Source organism: Salmonella sp. HY31, assembly GCF_042604575.1.
In the GTDB taxonomy this organism is placed as follows: Bacteria; Pseudomonadota; Gammaproteobacteria; order Enterobacterales; family Enterobacteriaceae; genus Salmonella; species Salmonella diarizonae.
In genome coordinates this window covers 2,476,398-2,497,503 of the sequence record NZ_CP170479.1, presented here as the reverse complement: position 1 = coordinate 2,497,503, position 21,106 = coordinate 2,476,398, and the positions used below count along the sequence as shown (strand labels likewise).

The following is a 21,106-nucleotide window of genomic DNA, read 5'->3' as shown; positions in this document are numbered from 1 at the left end:
AGTGGGGGGATTAGCATAACTAGTACATATTAATAACAGCGAAGAATGGATGAAATTAGGTGTAGATAAGAGGTGAACTATGCGAATAAAAGGCGTATCTTCTGCGCGTTTTGATCATTAACGAACATTGACTTCATCCGGCTAACGCTTCGGAGCTAACCGTGATTCAAACGCTTTTTGATTTTCCTGTTTACTTTAAGTTTTTTATCGGGCTCTTTGCGCTGGTTAACCCGGTGGGGATTATTCCCGTTTTCATCAGCATGACCAGCTACCAGACGGCCACGGCGCGTAATAAAACTAACCTCACCGCGAATCTGTCGGTGGCGATTATCTTGTGGAGTTCCTTATTCCTCGGAGATGGCATCCTGCAGCTATTTGGCATTTCTATTGATTCGTTCAGAATTGCGGGCGGTATCCTGGTTGTCACCATTGCGATGTCGATGATCAGCGGTAAGCTGGGGGAAGATAAACAAAACAAGCAAGAAAAATCAGAGACGGCCATACGCGAGAGCATTGGCGTTGTGCCGTTAGCGCTACCGTTAATGGCGGGGCCTGGGGCGATTAGCTCCACTATCGTCTGGGGGACGCGTTATCACAGCATCGCGCATTTGCTTGGTTTTTCAGTTGCCATTGCGCTTTTTGCGCTTTGCTGCTGGGGCGTGTTCCGTATGGCGCCGTGGCTGGTCCGTTTGCTGGGGCAAACCGGTATCAACGTTATTACCCGAATCATGGGGTTGTTGTTAATGGCGCTCGGCATCGAATTTATTGTCACAGGAATAAAAGGCATTTTCCCCGGCTTGCTCAATTAAACTCCCTCATTGATTTACAGGCGGCGCCCTAAGGGGCTGCCTTGTGACATTCCCACGTAACACTTCTTACTTTGATACGCATTCAGCATTTAAATGATAAAGAATATTAATATAGCCTAATGCTATTTATTTTTATTAATCAAATCATTATGAACATTACTCAGTCCGTGAGAAGCGGTGCGTCTGTTATTTTATTCACATCATACTCTGGGGCTTGATGAAGGATTATTGAAATGTTATTAGTTGTTTCAGCGCCATCCTAGATTAATGTGCTAAATAATGAGCATTTGTTAAATTTGTGTGTTTTTTTGAGGCGAGCATATCACTACAGAGTGATAAAGAGAGGTTTTTCTACCAACTCATTGATTAAAAATAATAAATTAAAATTTTTTAACATTTTTTAGCCGTTTTTCGGGGCAGAGAATTTTCCATAAAAGAGAATTGGTTAACAAATTTGTAAAATGAATTGGCGGTTCAGAAACGCATTTGATACTTTCCGGCCAAACATTTTGCAGAAGATTTTACATTGTTGATAACTATTTTCATTTAGATGGTTGTCAGGAATAACGTGCGACGTGGGCAGGTACGTCGTATACCGAATCGACGAAAGGCGATCGAACGAATCGTCAGAATAAATAAAGTCGGTGATAGCAAAAGCAGTGACAGACCTGGCAGTACACCACCAGTGCTGTACAGGAACCCTGACGGGATTAAACAGGCTGGTAAAAACCAGTAATTATAATGAGTGGAGTACAAACACAATGTCTAACATCACGAAAAAAAGTTTGATTGCAGCGGGAATACTCACTGCGCTCATCGCCGCCAGCGCCGCGACTGCGGCAGACGTGCCCGCCGGCGTTCAGTTAGCCGACAAGCAAACGTTGGTACGTAATAATGGCTCGGAAGTGCAGTCTCTCGACCCGCATAAAATTGAAGGCGTGCCGGAATCGAACGTCAACCGTGACCTCTTCGAAGGCTTATTAATTAGCGATGTAGAGGGACATCCTTCACCGGGCGTTGCGGAAAAATGGGAAAATAAGGATTTTAAAGTCTGGACATTCCATCTGCGTAAAAATGCGAAATGGTCAGACGGTACGCCCGTCACCGCCCATGATTTTGTTTATAGCTGGCAACGCCTGGCCGATCCTAATACGGCATCGCCGTACGCCAGCTATCTGCAATACGGTCATATTGCTAATATTGATGATATTATCGCCGGTAAAAAACCCGCCACCGATCTGGGGGTAAAAGCGCTTGATGATCACACCTTTGAAGTGACCTTAAGTGAGCCGGTGCCTTATTTCTACAAATTGTTGGTTCACCCTTCAGTGTCTCCTGTACCAAAATCAGCGGTCGAAAAATTTGGGGATAAATGGACGCAACCAGCCAATATTGTCACCAACGGTGCCTATAAGTTAAAAAACTGGGTAGTGAACGAACGTATCGTACTGGAACGTAACCCGCAATACTGGGATAACGACAAAACTGTCATCAATCAGGTGACTTATTTGCCTATCTCTTCGGAAGTGACGGATGTGAACCGCTATCGCAGCGGCGAGATCGACATGACTTATAACAACATGCCGATCGAGTTATTCCAGAAACTGAAAAAAGAGATCCCGAATGAAGTCCGTGTAGACCCTTATTTGTGTACCTATTATTACGAAATTAATAACCAAAAAGCGCCGTTTAACGATGTCCGCGTGCGTACCGCGCTGAAACTGGCGTTAGATCGCGATATTATTGTTAATAAGGTTAAAAATCAGGGCGATTTACCCGCTTATAGCTACACGCCGCCGTATACCGATGGCGCGAAACTGGTAGAGCCTGAGTGGTTCAAATGGTCCCAGGAAAAACGTAACGAAGAAGCGAAGAAATTGTTGGCTGAAGCCGGCCTTACGGCAGATAAGCCCTTAACATTCGACCTGCTGTATAATACCTCCGATCTGCATAAAAAACTGGCGATTGCCGTGGCGTCTATCTGGAAGAAAAATCTGGGCGCCAATGTGAAGCTGGAGAATCAGGAATGGAAAACCTTCCTGGACACCCGGCATCAGGGCACGTTTGATGTTGCGAGAGCCGGGTGGTGCGCAGATTATAATGAACCGACCTCATTCCTCAACACCATGTTATCCGACAGTTCAAACAATACTGCGCATTACAAGAGCCCTGCGTTTGACAAGCTGATTGCCGACACGCTGAAGGTGACGGACGACGCGACGCGCAGTGAACTGTACGCTAAAGCGGAGCAGCAGTTAGATAAAGACTCCGCCATTGTGCCGGTGTATTACTACGTTAACGCGCGCCTGGTGAAACCCTGGGTGGGCGGGTATACCGGTAAAGACCCGCTGGATAATATCTATGTGAAAAATTTATATATTATCAAACATTAATGGCAAGACATGGGACAACAGTGGTTGTCCCATAGTGTCTTTTTTCATCGCACTATAACTTTCCCTGGCGGACCTGTTTGTCACGCCCGGGAAGTAAAGGCACACGCCAGAAGGTACGGGCAATGTTGAAATTTATTTTACGCCGCTGTCTGGAAGCGATTCCGACGCTATTTATTCTTATTACCATCTCTTTCTTTATGATGCGCCTCGCGCCGGGCAGTCCTTTTACCGGCGAGCGCGCATTGCCACCGGAAGTACTGGCCAATATTGAAGCAAAATATCATCTGAACGATCCCATCATGACGCAGTACTTCAGCTATTTGAAACAGTTGGCGCATGGCGATTTTGGACCCTCATTTAAATACAAAGATTACACGGTCAACGATCTGGTTGCCGCCAGTTTCCCCGTTTCGGCGAAACTTGGCGCCGCCGCTTTTTTGCTGGCGGTCATTATTGGCGTCAGCGCTGGCGTGATTGCCGCGCTAAAGCAAAATACGCGATGGGATTATACGGTCATGGGATTTGCCATGACCGGCGTCGTTATCCCCAGTTTTGTGGTGGCGCCGTTACTGGTGATGGTCTTTGCGATAACCTTGCAATGGCTGCCTGGCGGCGGCTGGAACGGCGGGGCGTTAAAATTTATGATCCTGCCTATGGTCGCGCTTTCACTGGCCTATATTGCCAGCATCGCTCGTATTACGCGCGGCTCAATGATTGAAGTTCTGCATTCGAACTTTATTCGTACCGCGCGGGCAAAAGGATTACCGATGCGCAGAATCATCTTCCGCCATGCGTTAAAACCTGCGCTGCTGCCGGTTTTATCCTATATGGGGCCAGCCTTTGTCGGCATTATTACCGGCTCAATGGTGATTGAAACTATTTATGGCTTACCGGGCATTGGGCAGCTTTTCGTTAATGGCGCGCTCAACCGCGATTACTCGCTGGTGTTAAGTTTGACCATTTTAGTCGGGGCGCTGACCATATTGTTTAACGCCATTGTCGATGTGCTCTATGCCGTTATCGACCCGAAAATTCGCTACTGATACTGGAGCTCGCGATGATGTTAAGTAAGAAAAACAGCGAGACGCTGGAAAATTTCAGTGAAAAGCTGGAGGTGGAAGGCCGTAGCCTTTGGCAGGATGCCCGCCGACGCTTTATGCATAACCGCGCGGCGGTGGCCAGTCTTATTGTCCTGTTCCTGATTGCCTTATTCGTGACAGTGGCGCCTATGCTGTCGCAATTTACCTATTTCGATACCGACTGGGGCATGATGTCCAGCGCGCCGGATATGGCGTCCGGCCACTATTTCGGCACTGACTCTTCCGGGCGCGATCTGCTGGTACGCGTTGCCATCGGCGGGCGTATCTCATTGATGGTCGGTATTGCCGCCGCGCTGGTGGCGGTCATTGTCGGAACGCTGTATGGCTCGCTGTCCGGGTATCTGGGCGGCAAAATTGATTCCGTGATGATGCGTCTGCTGGAGATCCTCAACTCGTTCCCGTTTATGTTCTTTGTTATTTTGCTGGTGACGTTCTTTGGACAGAACATTCTGTTGATTTTCGTCGCCATCGGCATGGTCTCCTGGCTTGATATGGCGCGTATCGTGCGTGGTCAAACCCTAAGTCTTAAACGTAAAGAGTTCATCGAAGCCGCGCAGGTTGGCGGTGTGTCGACCGCCAGCATTGTGATCCGCCATATTGTGCCTAACGTCCTGGGCGTAGTGGTAGTGTATGCGTCGTTGCTGGTACCCAGCATGATTCTGTTTGAGTCTTTCCTCAGTTTCCTGGGGCTTGGGACGCAGGAGCCGTTAAGTAGTTGGGGAGCGTTGTTGAGCGATGGCGCGAATTCAATGGAAGTCTCACCGTGGCTGCTGCTGTTTCCGGCTGGCTTTCTCGTGGTGACGTTATTCTGTTTTAACTTTATTGGCGATGGCCTGCGTGATGCCCTCGACCCGAAAGATCGTTAAGGAGTACAGCCATGAGCTTATCAGAAACTGCAAGCGTGACTCAGGCGCAGCAACCGGCGAATGTACTGCTGGAGGTAAAAGATCTTCGTGTCACGTTCACCACGCCTGATGGCGATGTAACGGCGGTCAACGATCTGAACTTTACGCTTCACGCCGGAGAAACGTTAGGCATTGTTGGCGAGTCTGGATCGGGGAAATCGCAAACTGCGTTCGCATTAATGGGATTGCTGGCGACTAATGGCCGAATCGGCGGTTCTGCGACCTTCAACGGACGTGAAATTCTTAATCTACCTGAACGCGAACTGAATACGTTGCGCGCGGAACAGATTTCGATGATTTTTCAGGACCCGATGACCTCGCTAAATCCTTATATGCGCGTTGGGGAGCAGTTAATGGAAGTCCTGATGCTGCATAAAGGGATGAGCAAAGCGGAAGCTTTTGAAGAGTCCGTCAGAATGTTGGATGCCGTAAAAATGCCGGAAGCGCGCAAACGGATGAAAATGTACCCGCACGAATTTTCCGGCGGAATGCGTCAACGTGTGATGATTGCGATGGCGCTGTTGTGCAGGCCGAAACTGCTTATTGCCGATGAGCCTACCACCGCGCTTGATGTTACCGTGCAGGCGCAGATTATGACCTTGCTTAATGAGCTAAAGCGCGAATTTAATACCGCCATTATCATGATTACCCATGATCTGGGCGTGGTCGCAGGCATTTGCGATAAGGTCCTGGTGATGTATGCCGGGCGTACAATGGAATACGGTAAGGCGCGCGATGTCTTTTATCAGCCCGTTCATCCGTATTCGATCGGCCTGCTTAATGCGGTGCCGCGTCTGGATGGCGAAGGGGAGGAAATGTTGACGATTCCGGGCAACCCTCCCAATTTATTGCGTTTGCCTAAAGGTTGTCCGTTCCAGCCGCGTTGTCCTCATGCGATGGAGATCTGCAATAATGCGCCGCCACTTGAAGCGTTCAGTCCTGGTCGGTTGCGCGCCTGTTTTAAACCGGTGGAGGAACTGCTATGAGTGCTGTGATTGAACAACGTAAAGTCCTCCTCGAAATCGCCGATCTGAAAGTACATTTCGATATCAAAGAAGGAAAGCAATGGTTCTGGCAACCGCCGAAAACCCTGAAAGCGGTGGATGGCGTTACGCTACGTCTGTATGAAGGCGAAACGCTGGGCGTGGTGGGCGAATCCGGCTGCGGTAAATCGACGTTTGCGCGTGCCATTATTGGTCTGGTGAAAGCGACAGACGGTAAAGTCGCCTGGCTGGGGAAAGATCTGCTGGGCATGAGAGCGGATGAGTGGCGCGCGGTGCGCAGCGATATCCAGATGATTTTCCAGGACCCGCTGGCGTCACTTAACCCGCGAATGACGATTGGCGAAATTATCGCTGAACCGCTGCGCACTTATCATCCTAAGCTTTCGCGCCAGGACGTGCGTGACCGCGTGAAAGCCATGATGCTGAAAGTGGGGCTCCTGCCGAATCTCATCAACCGTTATCCCCATGAGTTTTCCGGGGGGCAGTGCCAGCGCATCGGTATCGCCCGGGCGTTGATCCTGGAACCTAAGCTCATTATTTGCGATGAGCCGGTGTCGGCGCTGGACGTTTCTATTCAGGCGCAGGTGGTGAATTTGCTCCAGCAGTTACAGCGAGAGATGGGGCTGTCGTTGATTTTTATTGCGCACGATCTGGCGGTCGTAAAGCACATATCCGATCGTGTATTGGTGATGTATCTCGGTCATGCGGTAGAATTGGGCACCTATGATGAGGTGTACCATAATCCACTGCATCCTTATACCAAAGCGCTGATGTCGGCGGTACCGATTCCCGATCCCGATCTGGAGCGAAATAAGAAGATACAATTGCTGGAGGGCGAATTACCTTCGCCCATTAACCCGCCTTCTGGCTGCGTGTTCCGTACACGCTGTCCGCTAGCCGGACCAGAATGTGCGCAAACGCGACCGGTGCTGGAAGGGAGTTTTCGCCATGCCGTTTCCTGCCTTAAAGTAGACCCGTTATAATCGCAAGGGCTGACAATTCGTCAGCCCTTCTTTTAGGTGAGGTTACCGTGTCACTTTCTTTGTCGTCGGTTCGCCGTCGTCTTTATCATAATCTGTTCGATCTGACTACGCGCTCAGGCCGCCGTTTTGAAGGGGTATGCGCGCTGTTTGCGCTGCTTAGCGTACTGGTCATTTTTGTTGAATCCGGCGTAGGAACGGAATATCACCTGACATTTGATGAATGGCATATTTTTGTCTGGCTGGAGCTCTGTATTACCCTGATCTTTACCGGCGAATACTTGCTCAGACTGTTTAGCTGGCCCGCCCCGGCACAATACGTTTTTAGTTTCTGGGGATTTATTGATCTGGTGACGATTTTGCCGCTGTACGTCATGTGGCTGTGGCCGGAAATTAGCCTGAACTATATGTTTGCCTGGCGCGCTATGCGAGCGATTCGCGTGCTGCGCATTCTTAAACTCCTACGCTTTATGCCATCCCTGCGGGTATTCTGGAGCGCCATTATTAGCGCGCGTCATCAGCTTATTCTGTTCTATTCATTTATTGCGATCGTGATGATTATTTTCGGTGCCCTGATGTATCTTATTGAGGGACCGAAATATGGCTTCACGACGCTTAATGCCTCGGTGTATTGGGCGATAGTGACAGTCACAACCGTGGGGTATGGTGATATTACGCCGCATACGCCGCTGGGACGTATTGTCGCGTCGGTGCTTATTTTGATTGGTTATTCGGTGATTGCGATTCCTACAGGACTGATTACCACGCACATGAGCAGCGCGTTTCAGAAACGTCACTGGCAGCGAAAATGTCCGCAGTGCCAGCAAAGCCAGCATGAACATAGCGCGCAATATTGTAACCGATGCGGCAGTAAGCTACCGGATTAAGTACGCTTGCCGGAGGGCGCAATCAGACGCCATCCGGCCTGAACCGCTTATTCGCGCCAGAGAATATGGCACAGCTTGTGGTCCTTTTCCCGGCACAGCAGAACGCGGGCGAAAATGTCGTTAATTTCGCCGTCTTCGGTATCCGCCAGGCCAATAACCACCTCGGCAAAAAAGTCTGGATTCAGGTCAAAATCGACGTGCTCTTGCCAGTCTTCTGCCGGATCAAACAATTCCGCGCCGCCGCGCTCTTCGAATTGCAAATTGAACAGAATGATGTCAGCCGGATCAAGATTATCCGCTGCCAGCTCAAGAAAAATATCGTAAGCCTGCTCAAGCGTTTCGTCTTCAGTCAGGCGATTGTTCAGATCCATTTCCATAGTGACTACCTGTTTACTCATGTTGGTCACGTTTTACAGCAATGGACTAAAGAAGTAAAACAATCGCTCGGTAATCCGCTGCCATAGCGGACGTTTTACCCACAAACGCGCATCTAACAGGCGGGAGCGCGAAATATAATCGTCCTGCACCGCAGCCAGATCGGCGCCGAAACCCGTATCATCAATGACCAGCGTAATCTCGAAATTAAGCCACAGGCTACGCATGTCGAGATTCACGGTACCGACCAGGCTCAGTTCGCCATCGACCAGCACGCTTTTGGTATGCAACAGTCCGCCTTCGAACTGATAGATTTTCACGCCCGCCGCCAGTAACTCGCTGAAAAAGGCGCGACTGGCCCAGCCGACGAGCAGTGAATCATTTTTACGGGGCAGGATAATACTTACGTCCACGCCACGCTGCGCGGCGGTGCAAATGGCATGCAGCAGATCGTCGCTGGGGACGAAGTATGGCGTGGTCATAATTAAATATTCACGCGCGGCATAGGTGGCGGTTAATAATGCCTGGTGAATGAGATCTTCCGGAAAACCAGGACCGGAGGCAATGGTATGAATGGTATGCCCGCTGGCCTGCTCAAACGGCATAATATTCACATCCGGCGGGGGAGGCAGAATGCGTTTACCCGTCTCGATCTCCCAATCGCAGGAGTAAACTATCCCCATTACTGTCGCGACGGGGCCCTCCATCCGCGCCATCAAATCAACCCATTGCCCAACGCCGGCATCCTGTTTGAAAAAACGCGGGTCTACCATATTCATACTGCCGGTATAGGCGATGTAATTGTCAATCATCACCATTTTACGGTGCTGGCGAAGATCCATACGGCGTAAAAAGACGCGCATCAGATTCACCTTCAGCGCTTCTACGACTTCAATGCCAGCGTTACGCATCATGGCCGCCCAGGGGCTGCGGAAGAAAGCGACGCTACCCGCGGAATCCAGCATAAGCCGGCAGTGGATGCCGCGGCGGGCGGCGGCCATTAACGATTCAGCGACCTGATCCGCCATGCCGCCTGGTTGCCAGATGTAAAACACCATTTCGATATTATGCCGCGCCAGTTGGATATCGCGAATAAGCGCCTGCATGACATCATCGGAGTCGGTAAGCAATTGCAACTGGTTGCCTTTGACGCCCGCAATCCCCTGACGTCGTTCGCACAGCTTAAACAAGGACGATGCGACGCTACTGTTTTCTTGCGCGAAAATGTGTTTGCAGGCTTTGAGGTCATTGAGCCATTTGGCGGTAGACGGCCACATAGCGCGGGCACGCTCGGCGCGACGTTTACCTAAATGCAATTCGCCAACGGACAAATAGGCGATGATCCCGACCAGCGGAAGGATATAGATGATTAACAACCAAGCCATTGCGGAGGGAACTGCGCGCCGTTTCATTAGAATACGTAATGTGACGCCGGCAATGAGAACCCAGTATCCCAAAATGACCAGCCAACTCACCACGGTGTAGAAGGTTGTCATAACTTTAAAAATCCTTTAGAAAGCGTGTTGTTAAGAGTTTACGCGTCAGGATTCACATGGCAAATAAAAACACGGGAAAAGCGCTGGTCTGCATCCTGCGAGGGGGTATAATGGCGCTTCTGTTACAGTGAGAGTCGTAAACATGAAGCGTAGTAGAACGGAAGTGGGGCGCTGGCGAATGCTACGTCAGGCTGGCCGCCGTAAAGCGCGTTGGCTTGAAGGGCAATCACGCCGTAATATGCGTATCCATACCATCAGGAAATGTATCTTTAATCGTCAGCGTAATTCATTACTCTTTGCGATTCACGGTGTGTAAGCCAGAAAGGGCACCGTATGCGGTGCCCAACAGACCCTTCTTTTTAAAAAACCTTCTTATACGGTTTGACCGAAACCTGCGCATAGACGCCCGCTGCGACGTAGGGGTCCGCATCAGCCCAGGATTGCGCCGCTTCTAAAGATTCAAATTCAGCGATCACCGTTGACCCGGTAAATCCGGCTACCCCAGGATCGTTGCTGTCCACCGCGGGCATCGGTCCGGCAGTTAATAATCGCCCTTCATCATGCAGAAGTTGCAGGCGCGCCAGATGCGCTGGCCGTACCGAGAGGCGTTTTTCAAGCGAGTTGGCATTATCCTGAGCGTAAATGACATACAGCACGGGTAGAGCTCCTTAATCGGTAAAAGTCGCTGATTACGTTATTGGAAAGGGCATTTGACTGCAATGTAAAGATAACGACTTTGTTAAACATGCACATTTTGTGGTGTTTATGTACGATATCATCTTTTAAATGCCTCTATCGGCAATGCCTTATTGAATATGATTGCTATTTGCATTTAAAATTCAGCTCTGGTTTTTCAACTGAAACGATTATGACTTCAATGACCCTTGATTTACCTCGTCGCTTTCCCTGGCCGACGTTACTTTCCGTAGGCATTCATGGTGCTGTAGTGGCAGGTTTGCTCTATACCTCGGTACATCAGGTTATTGAATTGCCTGCGCCAGCGCAGCCTATCACGGTGACAATGGTTTCACCCGCCGACCTGGAGCCGCCCCAGGCGGTTCAGCCGCCGCCGGAGCCGGTGGTCGAACCAGAACCGGAGCCAGAGCCGATCCCTGAACCGCCTAAAGAAGCGCCCGTGGTGATTGAGAAACCCAAACCTAAGCCAAAACCCAAGCCGAAACCGAAGCCGGTGAAAAAGGTTGAAGAGCAGCCGAAGCGCGAAGTCAAACCGGCCACGCCGCGTCCAGCCTCACCCTTTGAAAATACCACGCCAGCGCGCTCAACAAGCAGCACCGCGTCGGCGACCAGCAAGCCTGCGGTGAGCGTGCCGGCCGGACCTCGCGCTCTGAGCCGTAACCAGCCGCAGTATCCGGCGCGGGCGCAGGCGTTACGCATTGAAGGACGGGTAAAGGTGAAGTTTGACGTGACCTCTGCCGGGCGAGTGGAGAATGTACAGATTCTGTCCGCACAGCCAGCCAATATGTTTGAGCGTGAAGTTAAGAATGCGATGCGCAAATGGCGCTATGAAGCAGGCAAGCCGGGTTCCGGGCTGGTGGTCAATATTATCTTCCGTCTGAACGGTACGGCGCAGATTGAGTAACTCTGGTGCCGCCAGCGGGAATATAACATCACCTGCTGGCGGTGTAAGTATGTTACCTGACGGGCATACTTAACCCTGAACCGGGAGCGGGCGGGGTTTACCGTCCGGATCGACGGCAACATAAATGAACAGCGCCTCGGTGGCCTTGTAGCGCTGTCCAATCGGTTCTGACGCCACTTTTTTCACCCAGACTTCAATATTGATGCTAATAGACGTCGTACCGCGTTTAACGCAGCGCGCGTAGCAGCATACGACATCGCCAACCGCGACGGGGCGCAGAAATGTCATTCCTTCCACGCGAACGGTGACAACCCGACCGTGCGCGATCTCTTTGGCCAGTATCGCGCCGCCAATATCCATTTGCGACATCAGCCAGCCGCCAAAAATATCGCCGTTCGCATTGGTATCGGCAGGCATGGCCAATGTACGTAAAACCAGCTCGCCCTTAGGGGTATTATCCATTATTGTCATTGTAAACCGACTATCAGAAAAAATTACAGCCGCGATGCTACTATGAATTTTGTGTGGAGAATAGTGGGAATAAAGGTACTGAAGGGAAAGCGCAGGGCGTAAAGGCGGAAAAAATATCGCCAGACGTTCTCAGTCTGGCGATAAGTAACGGGAGGATTATGATTTATCTTCCTGTGGCAGATGCCGGTAGATATAGACGCCGCTCAGCAGGGTAAAAATGAGCGTCAGCGCCGTGAGTCCGAAGACCTTAAAGTTGACCCAGATATTTTGCGGCAACCAGAAGGCGATATAAATGTTAGCCAGACCGCACACAATAAAAAACAGCGCCCATGCCAGGTTCAGCTTTGACCAGACCTGTTGCGGCAGTGCCAGTTCTTTACCTAACATACGTTGGATTAACGGTTTTTTCATCACCCACTGGCTTATTAACAGCGCGCCGGCGAACAGCGCATAAATAACTGTCACCTTCCATTTAATAAACTCATCGTTATGGAAAAAGAGCGTCAGACCGCCGAAGACGGCAACCAGAACAAAGGTAATCAGCGCCATCTTCTCTATTTTCCGATAGCGTACCCAGCTATAAATCAGCACGATTGCCGTCGCGACAATCAGTGCGGAGGTCGCCGCATAGATGTCATAAAGTTTATAAAACGCAAAAAAGACAACCAGCGGTAAAAAATCCAGAAACTGCTTCATTCTTCGATTCCATCATCAACGAGCGTCGAATGCGCCGCGTAACGGCGCATTGCGGATTATTGGCGAATCAACATATACAGGCGGAATAAGTAGATAAGCAATACTGCGGAAATCAGATTGCTCAACGTATTCGCCAGTACAGCGCCTACATTTGGGGTCAGTACAGCGAAGCTGGGCGCGAATAACAATAGCAATGTTTTAGCCAGTAACCAGCCTATCACCGCAGGCGCGACCAGTCTCATGTTAGCCCAGGCCAAACGCATACTATTGCGCATTGCGGCAAACACGCCCATTTTCTCTTCAACCAACATCACTGGCGCAAGCGCCAGCACAATGGCCATAATAATCCCCGGAACGACAATCAGCATTATACCGATTTGCACTAACAGGGTAGTGAGAAAAATGAGAATAAACAGTTTAGGTAATGCAGGGGCGCTGGCGCCGATAGCGCGCAGCGCGCTAACCCGATGTCCCGCTGAAACTAACTGAATCATCAGGATGATACCGCCAGCCAGAATAGCGTTGCCAATAAGCCCGGAAAACGTCGAGGCGGCAGACGCGCGCAACAGGATTTGCTGCTGCTCCGGCGTCATATTTTGTACCAACTCAAACAGGCCAGCGCTGCCTGCCAAATGTTCTCCTTCACTGAGTTGCGCGATTTGCGCATCGCTGGGCGAAAAGGCATGACCTAAGATCACCGTGATAAATGCGCACAGCAACGAAACCAGCAAGATAGTAATAAATTGATTTCGGAAAAAATTTCCGGCGTCACGGTAAACGGACTTCGCCGTGATAGACATGCACTCTCCTTGAGTTTTGCAGGTGTTAATTTGCGGGCAATTGTACCCTGGATAACTCTACAGTGGCAGTATCAGCAGTTGTATGGAAAAGCATATCTTTGTAAAGCGGCGGTAATCTGTATCGCGCGCGGGCGCGATTACACGCCTCATTCACTTCGCCTCCTTCGCCCGATCTCGAAAATTCACGACAGGTTGAAGGGCGGTTTTCATAAATAGCGCAACTGACGTTGTCGCCCGGTGTTCCAGGTAGTGCTTTACAGTGCGGCTGTTTATGGTTGATGCCGGCCATACAACGTAAAAAAGGGGGTAACAGGTTCGGTTAATGACGCCGGAACGCGTCCGCTGGCATCGTCGCCTTCAGCCCAGTAAAAAGAGACACGAAAACAGGCACAACAGGCACCGCATGTCATGCATGGGTTAAGAATGCTCATGATTCACCTGCAAAAAACTCACGTATCAATAGATTACAACGGAAATTAATCTGTCCCGCAGTGTTCGCGAATCTTAACGCCACGCGCCATTGCGGAACATTGATTACCTTAGCCAGCCTTTATCGCCAGGGCAACAGGAGCAGGCAAATATTTGCATAGCGTGAATATGTCAAAATTGATCTGAATTCCTATAACCAGGATTTTTAATGCAAGTTCTAAATTAATCTGGATCAATAAATGTTAAATTATAAGAACAAATGTGATCTGTGTTAGATCACTTATTACTTCATTGTGGGTATATTCATCACGCTTTTATAACCATAACGATGGAGCGGGTATGAAAAAATTCACAGTGGCGGCACTGGCATTAACAACTCTTCTCTCAGGCAGCGCGTACGCGCACGAAGCCGGAGAATTCTTTATGCGCGCAGGCCCGGCAACCGTCAGACCTACAGAAGGGGCGGGTGGTACGCTGGGGCATTTAAACGGGTTTGATGTGAGTAATAACACGCAACTCGGCCTGACATTCACTTACATGGCGACGGACAATATCGGGGTTGAATTGCTGGCGGCCACGCCGTTCCGCCATAAGGTGGGTACGGGCACGACGGGCGATATCGCCACGGTTCACCTGTTACCGCCAACGTTAATGGCGCAGTGGTACTTCGGCGATTCCAGCAGCAAAGTGCGTCCTTATGTCGGCGTAGGGGTGAACTACACCACCTTCTTCGATAACGACTTTAACGATAATGGTAAAAATGCCGGGCTGTCCGATCTGAGCTTTAAGGATTCCTGGGGCGCGGCAGGGCAAGTTGGGGTAGATTACCTGATTAACCGCGACTGGTTAATTGGCGCCTCTGTCTGGTACATGGATATTGATACTACCGCCAATTATAAAATGGGCGGCGTTCAGCATCATGACAGCGTGCGTCTGGACCCATGGGTATTTATGTTCTCGGCAGGCTATCGTTTCTAATCGCGCCATGTTGTGATGAAAAAAGACCCCGCCAGGCGGGGTCAAAAAGGACATGACACACGGATTTTACTTGTCGGAACTCACTTGTCTTCTTTCGGTTCGCCGCAGCCTAGTTCTGCGCCAGTGAGAGGATCAACGGTGGGGTCCGATTTCGTTCTTTCTGCCATCGCTTTGAGCAGCGCCAACTGCTCGCGCGGCAATTTCACTGTCGCCAGGCCATCGCCGCCATCAACAGCAGGCATCGGTTCTGCGACATAGTTGAAGTTCTCATCGCTATTCCAGCTACCTCGCGGATCGTCGCCTTGCGACATGTTGTAGTACACGTCGGTATACTGTTCTACCGGCGGTAATTTACCCGGCGGGAAGTTGTTACGAATCGAATACAGCGCCTTTTCAAAAGAGAGCTGGTGCGCGACTTCACGGGTCATTAAGAAGCTGAGCGTGTCTTTTACGCCAGGATCGTCGGTCAGATTAATCAGGCGTTCATAAATAATCTTCGCTCGCGCCTCTGCCGCGATGTTTGAGCGTAGATCGGCTGTGACTTCGCCGATAGTATCAATATAAGCCGCGGTCCACGGTACGCCGCCGGAGTTCGTCAACGCAGGGCCGCCGCCATACAGCAGAGAGGTGATATGGCTGTCATTACCATTCTGCGTCAGCGAGCGATACAGTTCCGCTTCGCTTTCGGTGCCTTCCGCCAGCTCGCCTTTAGCGCCTTTGTTAAGCATCCCTACCAGTGAGCCGATAATTTCCAGATGACTCAGTTCTTCGGTGGCGATGTCCATTAACATCTCTCTACGACCGGCATCATCATCGCTTAAACCTTGAGTGAAATAGCGACATGCAGCCGCCAGTTCGCCCTGCGGGCCGCCAAACTGTTCCAGCAGCAGGTTCGCTAATCCAGGATTAGGCTCGCTCACTCGCACTGTATATTGAAGTTGTTTTACGTGTCGAAACATATTGCCTCCTGCTTATTATTTATTTCTTGGCTTCAACGCCATCTGTTTCAGATCGCAGTAAAAATTGTTCCGTAGTCTGCGGAATATGTTTGATAAGCCAGTCAGCCATTTGCATTTCTTCTTTCAGAATGGCTTCAATCGTCGGAATTGAAGCGGTATCGCCCGCTTTTTTTGCCGCCGCCAGCAGGGAGGTATAACAAGCAATTTCGAACTGCTCGAAAACATAACCGCTAATTGAGCCTTTGACAATTTCGTCGGAAGGGAACATGCCACCGATAGATTGTCCCATTGCTGCCATTTTACTCATGGAGTCTTTCAACACCGAACGGGAAATGCCATTACGGTCCAACACTTCCTCGAGCATGGTAATTTGATGTTTGGTTTCACTAATATGTTGTTCAATTCTGGCTTTTATATCAGGATAATTTTCAATACGGCTGGCCATAGATTCAAGCATCGATTCTGCCTGTTTTTCCATGGCATGGGCGTCACGAAGCCAGTCATGATAATGTTCAGTATAATTCATTTTAAATTCCTCAATGCGTGATAATCTGCTCCGATAATAAAATCGGAATCATGCAAGCTGATAATTAAAAATATTATTTCGATTTGCGTTCAGCACTTTTATTAACATTGCTGACTGCTAAGTCGGTAAGTTTTAAATCAGTTTGTTTTTCCTCGTCGAGGGTTTCTTTGAGCAGTTTTAATGCCTTGCTATAGCCGAGCTGCTCGGCCAGGGTAGCTAACGTGCCGTAACTGGCGATTTCATAATGCTCGACTTTTTGCGCCGCGGCGATAAGCGCTGCATCGCGTACTTCGTTTTTCTCCGTACTTTCGATGACTTCATTGGCTTCTTCAATCAGCCCTTCCATAGCGACGCATTTCATTCTTTTCAGTTTAATGCCAGATTCAGATTCGACGATCTGATCAATACGTTCAATCTGACCTTGGGTTTCTTCAAGATGAGATTGAAAGGCCTGGCTTAATTTTTCATTGGACGTGGCTCTGGCAAGTTTAGAAAGAGCCTTGGTTAATTGTTTTTCTGCACTATAGGTGTCTGAAAGTAGATGGATAAAAAGGTCTTCAACGGTTTTGATATTCATAAATCTAATTCTCCTGGGCAAAATACTGCGAGCCAGAAGACTCGCAGATTTCTTGATAAAATCACGCGATATATTTACGTTACAGTAAATCAGGAATTATCGGATTTACGTCCGCCGTGACTATTCTGGCCACCTTTTTTACCGGCTTCAGAAGCTCGTTGCGGATCGTTTTTGAAATTCCCACCGCTATGTTGACCGCCTTTGCGGCCTGCTTCAGATGCTTTCTCACGATTTTCGGCGAAATTTCCTGAACCACCACGATGTTCGGCCATATTATTTCTCCTGTCTCGTTGATTACTGAAAAATTCGGTTTTTAACCGTGTCGACACCCTATTAAAATTAGTTGGTTAAGCCGATTAGTCAAATTGGCGGAATTAGTTGTGATTTACCACGTAAATAACGTATAAAAACAGGTTTAGTGATAATATATTCTATATTTTCTTTTAGAATAAGCGATTTAAAAGAAAATGCTTTGCATTGCTATTAATAACAAGAGTCACTATCTGCGGCAATAGAAACATTAACGTATCGTTTGCTGACATTTCTTTACATAAAGAAGGGGAAACTGACGTGAAAACGATAAATTTATCGGCGTGATTAGGAGTTTTCTTAGCAAAACTTCGCTTCAGACTTTCTGAAAGCCGGACAGGGAATATCACCAAAAAGATTGATGATGTACTTCTGAAGCATGGCTATGGCTCAGCACAACCAATAATTAAGCCGCCAGCGTTATGCTGACGGCTTTACTCGTTATACGCGACTGGCGGCTTTCATGGCTGAGACAAAGGACCTGAGTTCCGCCAACATCTGCTCTGAAGACGAGTGGTTTTTCTCGATAATGTTGACAATGGCTGAACCGGAGATTGCGCCAGCCGCCCCGGCACGAACGGCCGCAGACACCTGTTCCGGCGAGGAGATGCCGAAGCCCTGTAACGCAGGCGCGGCATGGTACTCTTTAAGCTTCTCAAGTAGATGATGCAACGGCAATGCGCCACGGTTTTCTGCGCCGGTGACGCCCGAGCGGGAAAGCAGGTAGGTATAACCGCGGCCGTAAGATGCGATCTGGCGCAGAAGATCATCATCCGCATTTGGCGGGCAGATGAAGATCGGCGCGATATTATGCCGTAATGCCGCCTGGCGGAAGGGTGCCGATTCTTCAACCGGGACGTCCGCGACCAGCACGGAATCTACGCCAACCTGTTCACAACGGGCATAAAACGCATCTATGCCGTTATTGAACACCAGGTTGGCGTACATTAGCAGGCCAATCGGAATGGTCGGGTGTTTTTCACGAATCAGCGCCAGCATTTCAAAACACTGAGCTGGCGTGACGCCAGCGGCAAAGGCGCGTAAGTTCGCATTCTGGATAGTGGGGCCATCGGCCAGCGGATCGGAGAAGGGAACCCCTAACTCCAGAGCATCGGCGCCAGCATCAATCAGCGTATCGATAATTTTCAGTGACTGTTCAATGCCAGGGTCGCCCAGGGTCACGAAGGGGACAAAGGCGCCTTCCCGGCGATCGTTGAGCTGTGCAAATAATTTTTCGTAGCGTTCCATCAGATTTCCCCTCGCGCTTTCAGGATATCGTGTACGGTAAAGATGTCTTTATCGCCGCGGCCAGAGAGATTGACCACCAGTAGTTGCTCTTTTTCCGGCTGCTCGCGCATCATTTTCAGAGCGTGCGCCAACGCGTGGGAGGATTCCAGCGCCGGGATAATTCCCTCATGGCGGCACAACGTTTTGAATGCTTCCAGCGCTTCATCATCGGTAATGGAGACATAATCCGCGCGTCCGATGCTGTTCAGGTGCGCATGTTGCGGCCCAACGGACGGGAAATCGAGCCCGGCGGAAATGGAATAGGACTCTTCAATTTGCCCGTCTGCTGTCTGCATCATCGGCGCTTTCATACCGAAATAGATGCCAACGCGACCATGTTTAAGCGGCGCGCCATGCTCGCCGGTTTCAATACCGTGGCCGCCCGGTTCAACGCCTATCAGCCCGACGCTGGTATCATTAATAAAATCCGCAAACATCCCGATAGCGTTTGACCCGCCGCCGACGCAAGCGATAACGGCGTCTGGCAGACGGCCCTCTTTGTCGAGGATTTGCGCTTTCGTCTCTTCGCCAATCATGCGTTGGAACTCGCGAACGATGGTGGGATAGGGATGCGGGCCTGCCGCCGTACCGAGCATATAGTGCGCGGTTTCGTAACTACCGGACCAGTCGCGCAACGCCTCGTTACAGGCATCTTTTAGCGTGGAGGAGCCGCTATGAACCGGGATTACCTCAGCGCCCATCAGACGCATACGGAAGACGTTCGGCGACTGGCGCTCAACGTCTTTAGCGCCCATATAAATACGGCATTTCAGACCCAGCAGGGCGCTGGCGAGCGCGGAGGCGACGCCGTGCTGACCGGCGCCGGTTTCAGCGATAATCTCGGTTTTACCCATCCGCTTAGCCAGCAGTGCCTGACCCAGTACCTGATTGGTTTTGTGCGCGCCGCCGTGCAGTAAATCTTCGCGCTTTAGATACAACGTGGTACGCGTACCGGCGGTAATGTTCTGACATTTCGTCAGTGCGGTGGGGCGCCCCGCGTAGTTTTTTAGCAGATCGGCGAATTGCGCCTGAAACTCAGGATCTTTTTGCGCGCTGACGAAGGCCTCTTCAAGCTGGTTCAGCGCAGGCATCAGGATCTGCGGCACGTACATGCCGCCGAATTCACCAAAGTAGGGATTGAGAAGTGTTGTCATGTTTTTTCCTTAATATGCGCGCAGTGTCTGAAAAACCGAGGCCAGAAGACGAGCATCTTTGATGCCCGGCTGTGACTCCACACCAGAATTAAAATCGAGACCGGCACAGCCGACTTGCGCCGCCTGGACGCAGTTATCGGCCGCCAGTCCGCCCGCCAGTAAAACATTATCCAGCGGTTGCCCCTGTAGTAGCGACCAGTCGAAGCGTTGTCCGCTGCCGCCTTGTCCATTGTCGAAAATGTATTTATCGACATGGTGATAATCGCGCGCGGGAAGGGTATCGCCGACGCTCAGCGCTTTCCAGATTTGCACATCGCGCGGCAACGCCTCGCGCAATGCGTTGATATACGCCTGGTCTTCGCTGCCATGTAGCTGTACGGCAGAAAGCGACAGGACGGCGGCTTTCTGGCAAACATCGGCGATATCAGCGTTCTGGAAAACGCCGACGTACTGCAATGGCGCAGCGGCGATCGTCTCCCGCGCCTGGTCGATATTGACGACACGAGGCGAGGCGGGAGCGAAAATCAGTCCGCCGTAGACGGCGCCAGCGTCATAGGCGGCTTTGGCGTCCTGGGCGCGGGTCAGGCCGCAGACTTTATTCTCGCCAAGCAGCACGCGACGGACGGCGGCGTTAAGATCGTCATGCGCCATTAACGCGGAACCAATTAAAAAACCGTTGGCGAAATGGCTCAGCTCGCGTACCTGACCGTAGGTGTTAATCCCGGACTCGCTGATGACAGTCACGCCGTGGCCCAGTCTTGGCGCCAGCTGGCGGGTGCGATTCAAATCAATCGACAGATCGCGCAGATCGCGATTGTTGATACCTACCACTTTTGCGCCTAATGCCATCGCGCGCTCCCGTTCTACGTCATTACTGACTTCCGTGAGTACGCCCATTTTCAGACTGTGCGCGACGGCGGAGAGTTGGCGATACTGCTCGTCATCCAGAACTGAGAGCATCAGTAAACAGGCATCGGCCTGATAGTAACGGGCAAGGTAGATCTGATAGGGATCGATAATAAAATCCTTACACAGAATCGGCTGCGGCGCGCTTTGGCTAACGACCGGCAGAAAATCGAAGCTCCCCTGGAAATATTTTTCATCGGTGAGAACCGAGATTGCCGAGGCGTAATGTTTATAAGTACTGGCAATACGCGCCGGATCGAAATCATCGCGAATCACACCTTTTGATGGAGATGCTTTCTTACACTCCAGAATAAAGGCGGTACGCGCGCCCTGGAGCGCATCATAAAAATGGCGTGTACTTGGCTGGATCTCATTTTGAAAACTGGCCAGCGGCTGTTGCTGTTTGCGGGCTTCTACCCAAATCGCCTTGTCTGCGACGATTTTCGCTAAAACGGTTTGCATTAT

General features: G+C 50.4%; 23 protein-coding genes and 1 pseudogene. 10 read left to right on the top strand and 14 right to left on the bottom strand.

Going from position 1 to position 21,106, the window contains the following annotated elements:
* Window positions 1-161: 161 nt before the first annotated feature.
* From ychE to ACE15A_RS11840, 7 genes are all read left to right on the top strand, one after another.
* Window positions 162-809: an NAAT family transporter YchE gene (gene ychE, locus ACE15A_RS11870; RefSeq protein ID WP_000616775.1), complete on the top strand. Its 648-nt coding sequence runs from the start codon at window positions 162-164 to the stop codon at window positions 807-809.
* Window positions 810-1,570: 761 nt separating this feature from the next.
* Window positions 1,571-3,202 (top strand): oligopeptide ABC transporter substrate-binding protein OppA, encoded by a 1,632-nt coding sequence (gene oppA / locus ACE15A_RS11865; protein ID WP_064055934.1) that lies wholly within the window; start codon window positions 1,571-1,573, stop codon window positions 3,200-3,202.
* A gap of 122 nt (window positions 3,203-3,324) precedes the next feature.
* Window positions 3,325-4,245 (top strand): oligopeptide ABC transporter permease OppB, encoded by a 921-nt coding sequence (gene oppB / locus ACE15A_RS11860; RefSeq protein ID WP_000911097.1) that lies wholly within the window; start codon window positions 3,325-3,327, stop codon window positions 4,243-4,245.
* 14 nt (window positions 4,246-4,259) lie between these two features.
* The gene (gene oppC, locus ACE15A_RS11855) at window positions 4,260-5,168 is read left to right on the top strand and encodes an oligopeptide ABC transporter permease OppC (protein ID WP_000979653.1); all 909 of its coding nucleotides are present in this window, start codon (window positions 4,260-4,262) and stop codon (window positions 5,166-5,168) included.
* Between the two features lie 11 nt (window positions 5,169-5,179).
* Window positions 5,180-6,193 (top strand): ABC transporter ATP-binding protein, encoded by a 1,014-nt coding sequence (locus tag ACE15A_RS11850; RefSeq protein ID WP_053507922.1) that lies wholly within the window; start codon window positions 5,180-5,182, stop codon window positions 6,191-6,193.
* Complete coding sequence (oppF, locus tag ACE15A_RS11845; RefSeq protein ID WP_053507923.1) at window positions 6,190-7,194, top strand: murein tripeptide/oligopeptide ABC transporter ATP-binding protein OppF; 1,005 nt, start codon at window positions 6,190-6,192, stop codon at window positions 7,192-7,194. The genes ACE15A_RS11850 and oppF overlap by 4 nt, the downstream gene beginning before the upstream one ends.
* Window positions 7,195-7,241: 47 nt before the next feature.
* On the top strand, window positions 7,242-8,078 hold the full coding sequence (locus tag ACE15A_RS11840) for an ion transporter (protein WP_023246933.1): 837 nt from the start codon (window positions 7,242-7,244) through the stop codon (window positions 8,076-8,078).
* Between the two features lie 47 nt (window positions 8,079-8,125).
* On the opposite strand, the gene ACE15A_RS11835 is transcribed toward ACE15A_RS11840, so the two are convergent.
* Both ACE15A_RS11835 and cls read right to left on the bottom strand, forming a co-directional pair.
* Window positions 8,126-8,455, bottom strand: coding sequence for an HI1450 family dsDNA-mimic protein (locus ACE15A_RS11835; protein ID WP_000425070.1), 330 nt, complete (start codon window positions 8,453-8,455; stop codon window positions 8,126-8,128).
* Between the two features lie 33 nt (window positions 8,456-8,488).
* Window positions 8,489-9,949: a cardiolipin synthase gene (gene cls / locus ACE15A_RS11830; protein ID WP_053507924.1), complete on the bottom strand. Its 1,461-nt coding sequence runs from the start codon at window positions 9,947-9,949 to the stop codon at window positions 8,489-8,491.
* A gap of 142 nt (window positions 9,950-10,091) precedes the next feature.
* On the opposite strand from cls, the gene ACE15A_RS11825 reads away from it, so the two are divergent.
* On the top strand, window positions 10,092-10,265 hold the full coding sequence (locus ACE15A_RS11825; protein WP_023180195.1) for a YciY family protein: 174 nt from the start codon (window positions 10,092-10,094) through the stop codon (window positions 10,263-10,265).
* A gap of 43 nt (window positions 10,266-10,308) precedes the next feature.
* Here the strand turns inward: ACE15A_RS11825 and ACE15A_RS11820 are convergent, their stop codons facing one another.
* Window positions 10,309-10,605 carry a YciI family protein gene (locus tag ACE15A_RS11820; RefSeq protein ID WP_023246932.1) on the bottom strand — a complete coding sequence of 99 codons (297 nt, stop codon included), beginning with the start codon at window positions 10,603-10,605 and terminating at the stop codon, window positions 10,309-10,311.
* Between the two features lie 221 nt (window positions 10,606-10,826).
* On the opposite strand from ACE15A_RS11820, the gene tonB reads away from it, so the two are divergent.
* Complete coding sequence (gene tonB, locus ACE15A_RS11815; RefSeq protein WP_053507943.1) at window positions 10,827-11,549, top strand: TonB system transport protein TonB; 723 nt, start codon at window positions 10,827-10,829, stop codon at window positions 11,547-11,549.
* Between the two features lie 69 nt (window positions 11,550-11,618).
* Here the strand turns inward: tonB and yciA are convergent, their stop codons facing one another.
* From yciA to ACE15A_RS11795, 4 genes and pseudogenes are all read right to left on the bottom strand, one after another.
* The gene (yciA, locus tag ACE15A_RS11810) at window positions 11,619-12,020 is read right to left on the bottom strand and encodes an acyl-CoA thioester hydrolase YciA (RefSeq protein ID WP_053507925.1); all 402 of its coding nucleotides are present in this window, start codon (window positions 12,018-12,020) and stop codon (window positions 11,619-11,621) included.
* Between the two features lie 156 nt (window positions 12,021-12,176).
* Window positions 12,177-12,716: a septation protein A gene (locus tag ACE15A_RS11805; protein WP_000808683.1), complete on the bottom strand. Its 540-nt coding sequence runs from the start codon at window positions 12,714-12,716 to the stop codon at window positions 12,177-12,179.
* Between the two features lie 56 nt (window positions 12,717-12,772).
* Window positions 12,773-13,516 (bottom strand): YciC family protein, encoded by a 744-nt coding sequence (locus ACE15A_RS11800; RefSeq protein WP_023246930.1) that lies wholly within the window; start codon window positions 13,514-13,516, stop codon window positions 12,773-12,775.
* Between the two features lie 25 nt (window positions 13,517-13,541).
* A pseudogene (locus tag ACE15A_RS11795) lies at window positions 13,542-13,947 on the bottom strand (YkgJ family cysteine cluster protein).
* A 337-nt stretch (window positions 13,948-14,284) separates the two neighbouring features.
* On the opposite strand from ACE15A_RS11795, the gene ompW reads away from it, so the two are divergent.
* Window positions 14,285-14,923, top strand: a complete 639-nt coding sequence (gene ompW, locus ACE15A_RS11790; protein ID WP_023246928.1) for an outer membrane protein OmpW — start codon at window positions 14,285-14,287, stop codon at window positions 14,921-14,923.
* Window positions 14,924-15,003: 80 nt separating this feature from the next.
* Here the strand turns inward: ompW and ACE15A_RS11785 are convergent, their stop codons facing one another.
* The 7 genes from ACE15A_RS11785 to trpCF form a co-directional block, all read right to left on the bottom strand.
* Window positions 15,004-15,882 carry a manganese catalase family protein gene (locus ACE15A_RS11785; protein ID WP_000488353.1) on the bottom strand — a complete coding sequence of 293 codons (879 nt, stop codon included), beginning with the start codon at window positions 15,880-15,882 and terminating at the stop codon, window positions 15,004-15,006.
* 19 nt (window positions 15,883-15,901) lie between these two features.
* The gene (locus ACE15A_RS11780; protein WP_053507926.1) at window positions 15,902-16,408 is read right to left on the bottom strand and encodes a ferritin-like domain-containing protein; all 507 of its coding nucleotides are present in this window, start codon (window positions 16,406-16,408) and stop codon (window positions 15,902-15,904) included.
* Between the two features lie 73 nt (window positions 16,409-16,481).
* The gene (locus tag ACE15A_RS11775) at window positions 16,482-16,985 is read right to left on the bottom strand and encodes a ferritin-like domain-containing protein (protein WP_001022826.1); all 504 of its coding nucleotides are present in this window, start codon (window positions 16,983-16,985) and stop codon (window positions 16,482-16,484) included.
* A gap of 89 nt (window positions 16,986-17,074) precedes the next feature.
* The gene (locus ACE15A_RS11770; RefSeq protein WP_000807657.1) at window positions 17,075-17,257 is read right to left on the bottom strand and encodes a general stress protein; all 183 of its coding nucleotides are present in this window, start codon (window positions 17,255-17,257) and stop codon (window positions 17,075-17,077) included.
* Between the two features lie 478 nt (window positions 17,258-17,735).
* Window positions 17,736-18,542 (bottom strand): tryptophan synthase subunit alpha, encoded by an 807-nt coding sequence (gene trpA / locus ACE15A_RS11765; protein ID WP_023246927.1) that lies wholly within the window; start codon window positions 18,540-18,542, stop codon window positions 17,736-17,738.
* Window positions 18,542-19,735, bottom strand: a complete 1,194-nt coding sequence (gene trpB, locus ACE15A_RS11760; RefSeq protein ID WP_023246926.1) for a tryptophan synthase subunit beta — start codon at window positions 19,733-19,735, stop codon at window positions 18,542-18,544. Before trpB ends, trpA begins: the two co-directional genes overlap by 1 nt.
* A gap of 9 nt (window positions 19,736-19,744) precedes the next feature.
* Window positions 19,745-21,103, bottom strand: coding sequence for a bifunctional indole-3-glycerol-phosphate synthase TrpC/phosphoribosylanthranilate isomerase TrpF (gene trpCF, locus ACE15A_RS11755; RefSeq protein ID WP_053507927.1), 1,359 nt, complete (start codon window positions 21,101-21,103; stop codon window positions 19,745-19,747).
* Window positions 21,104-21,106 lie beyond the last annotated feature (3 nt).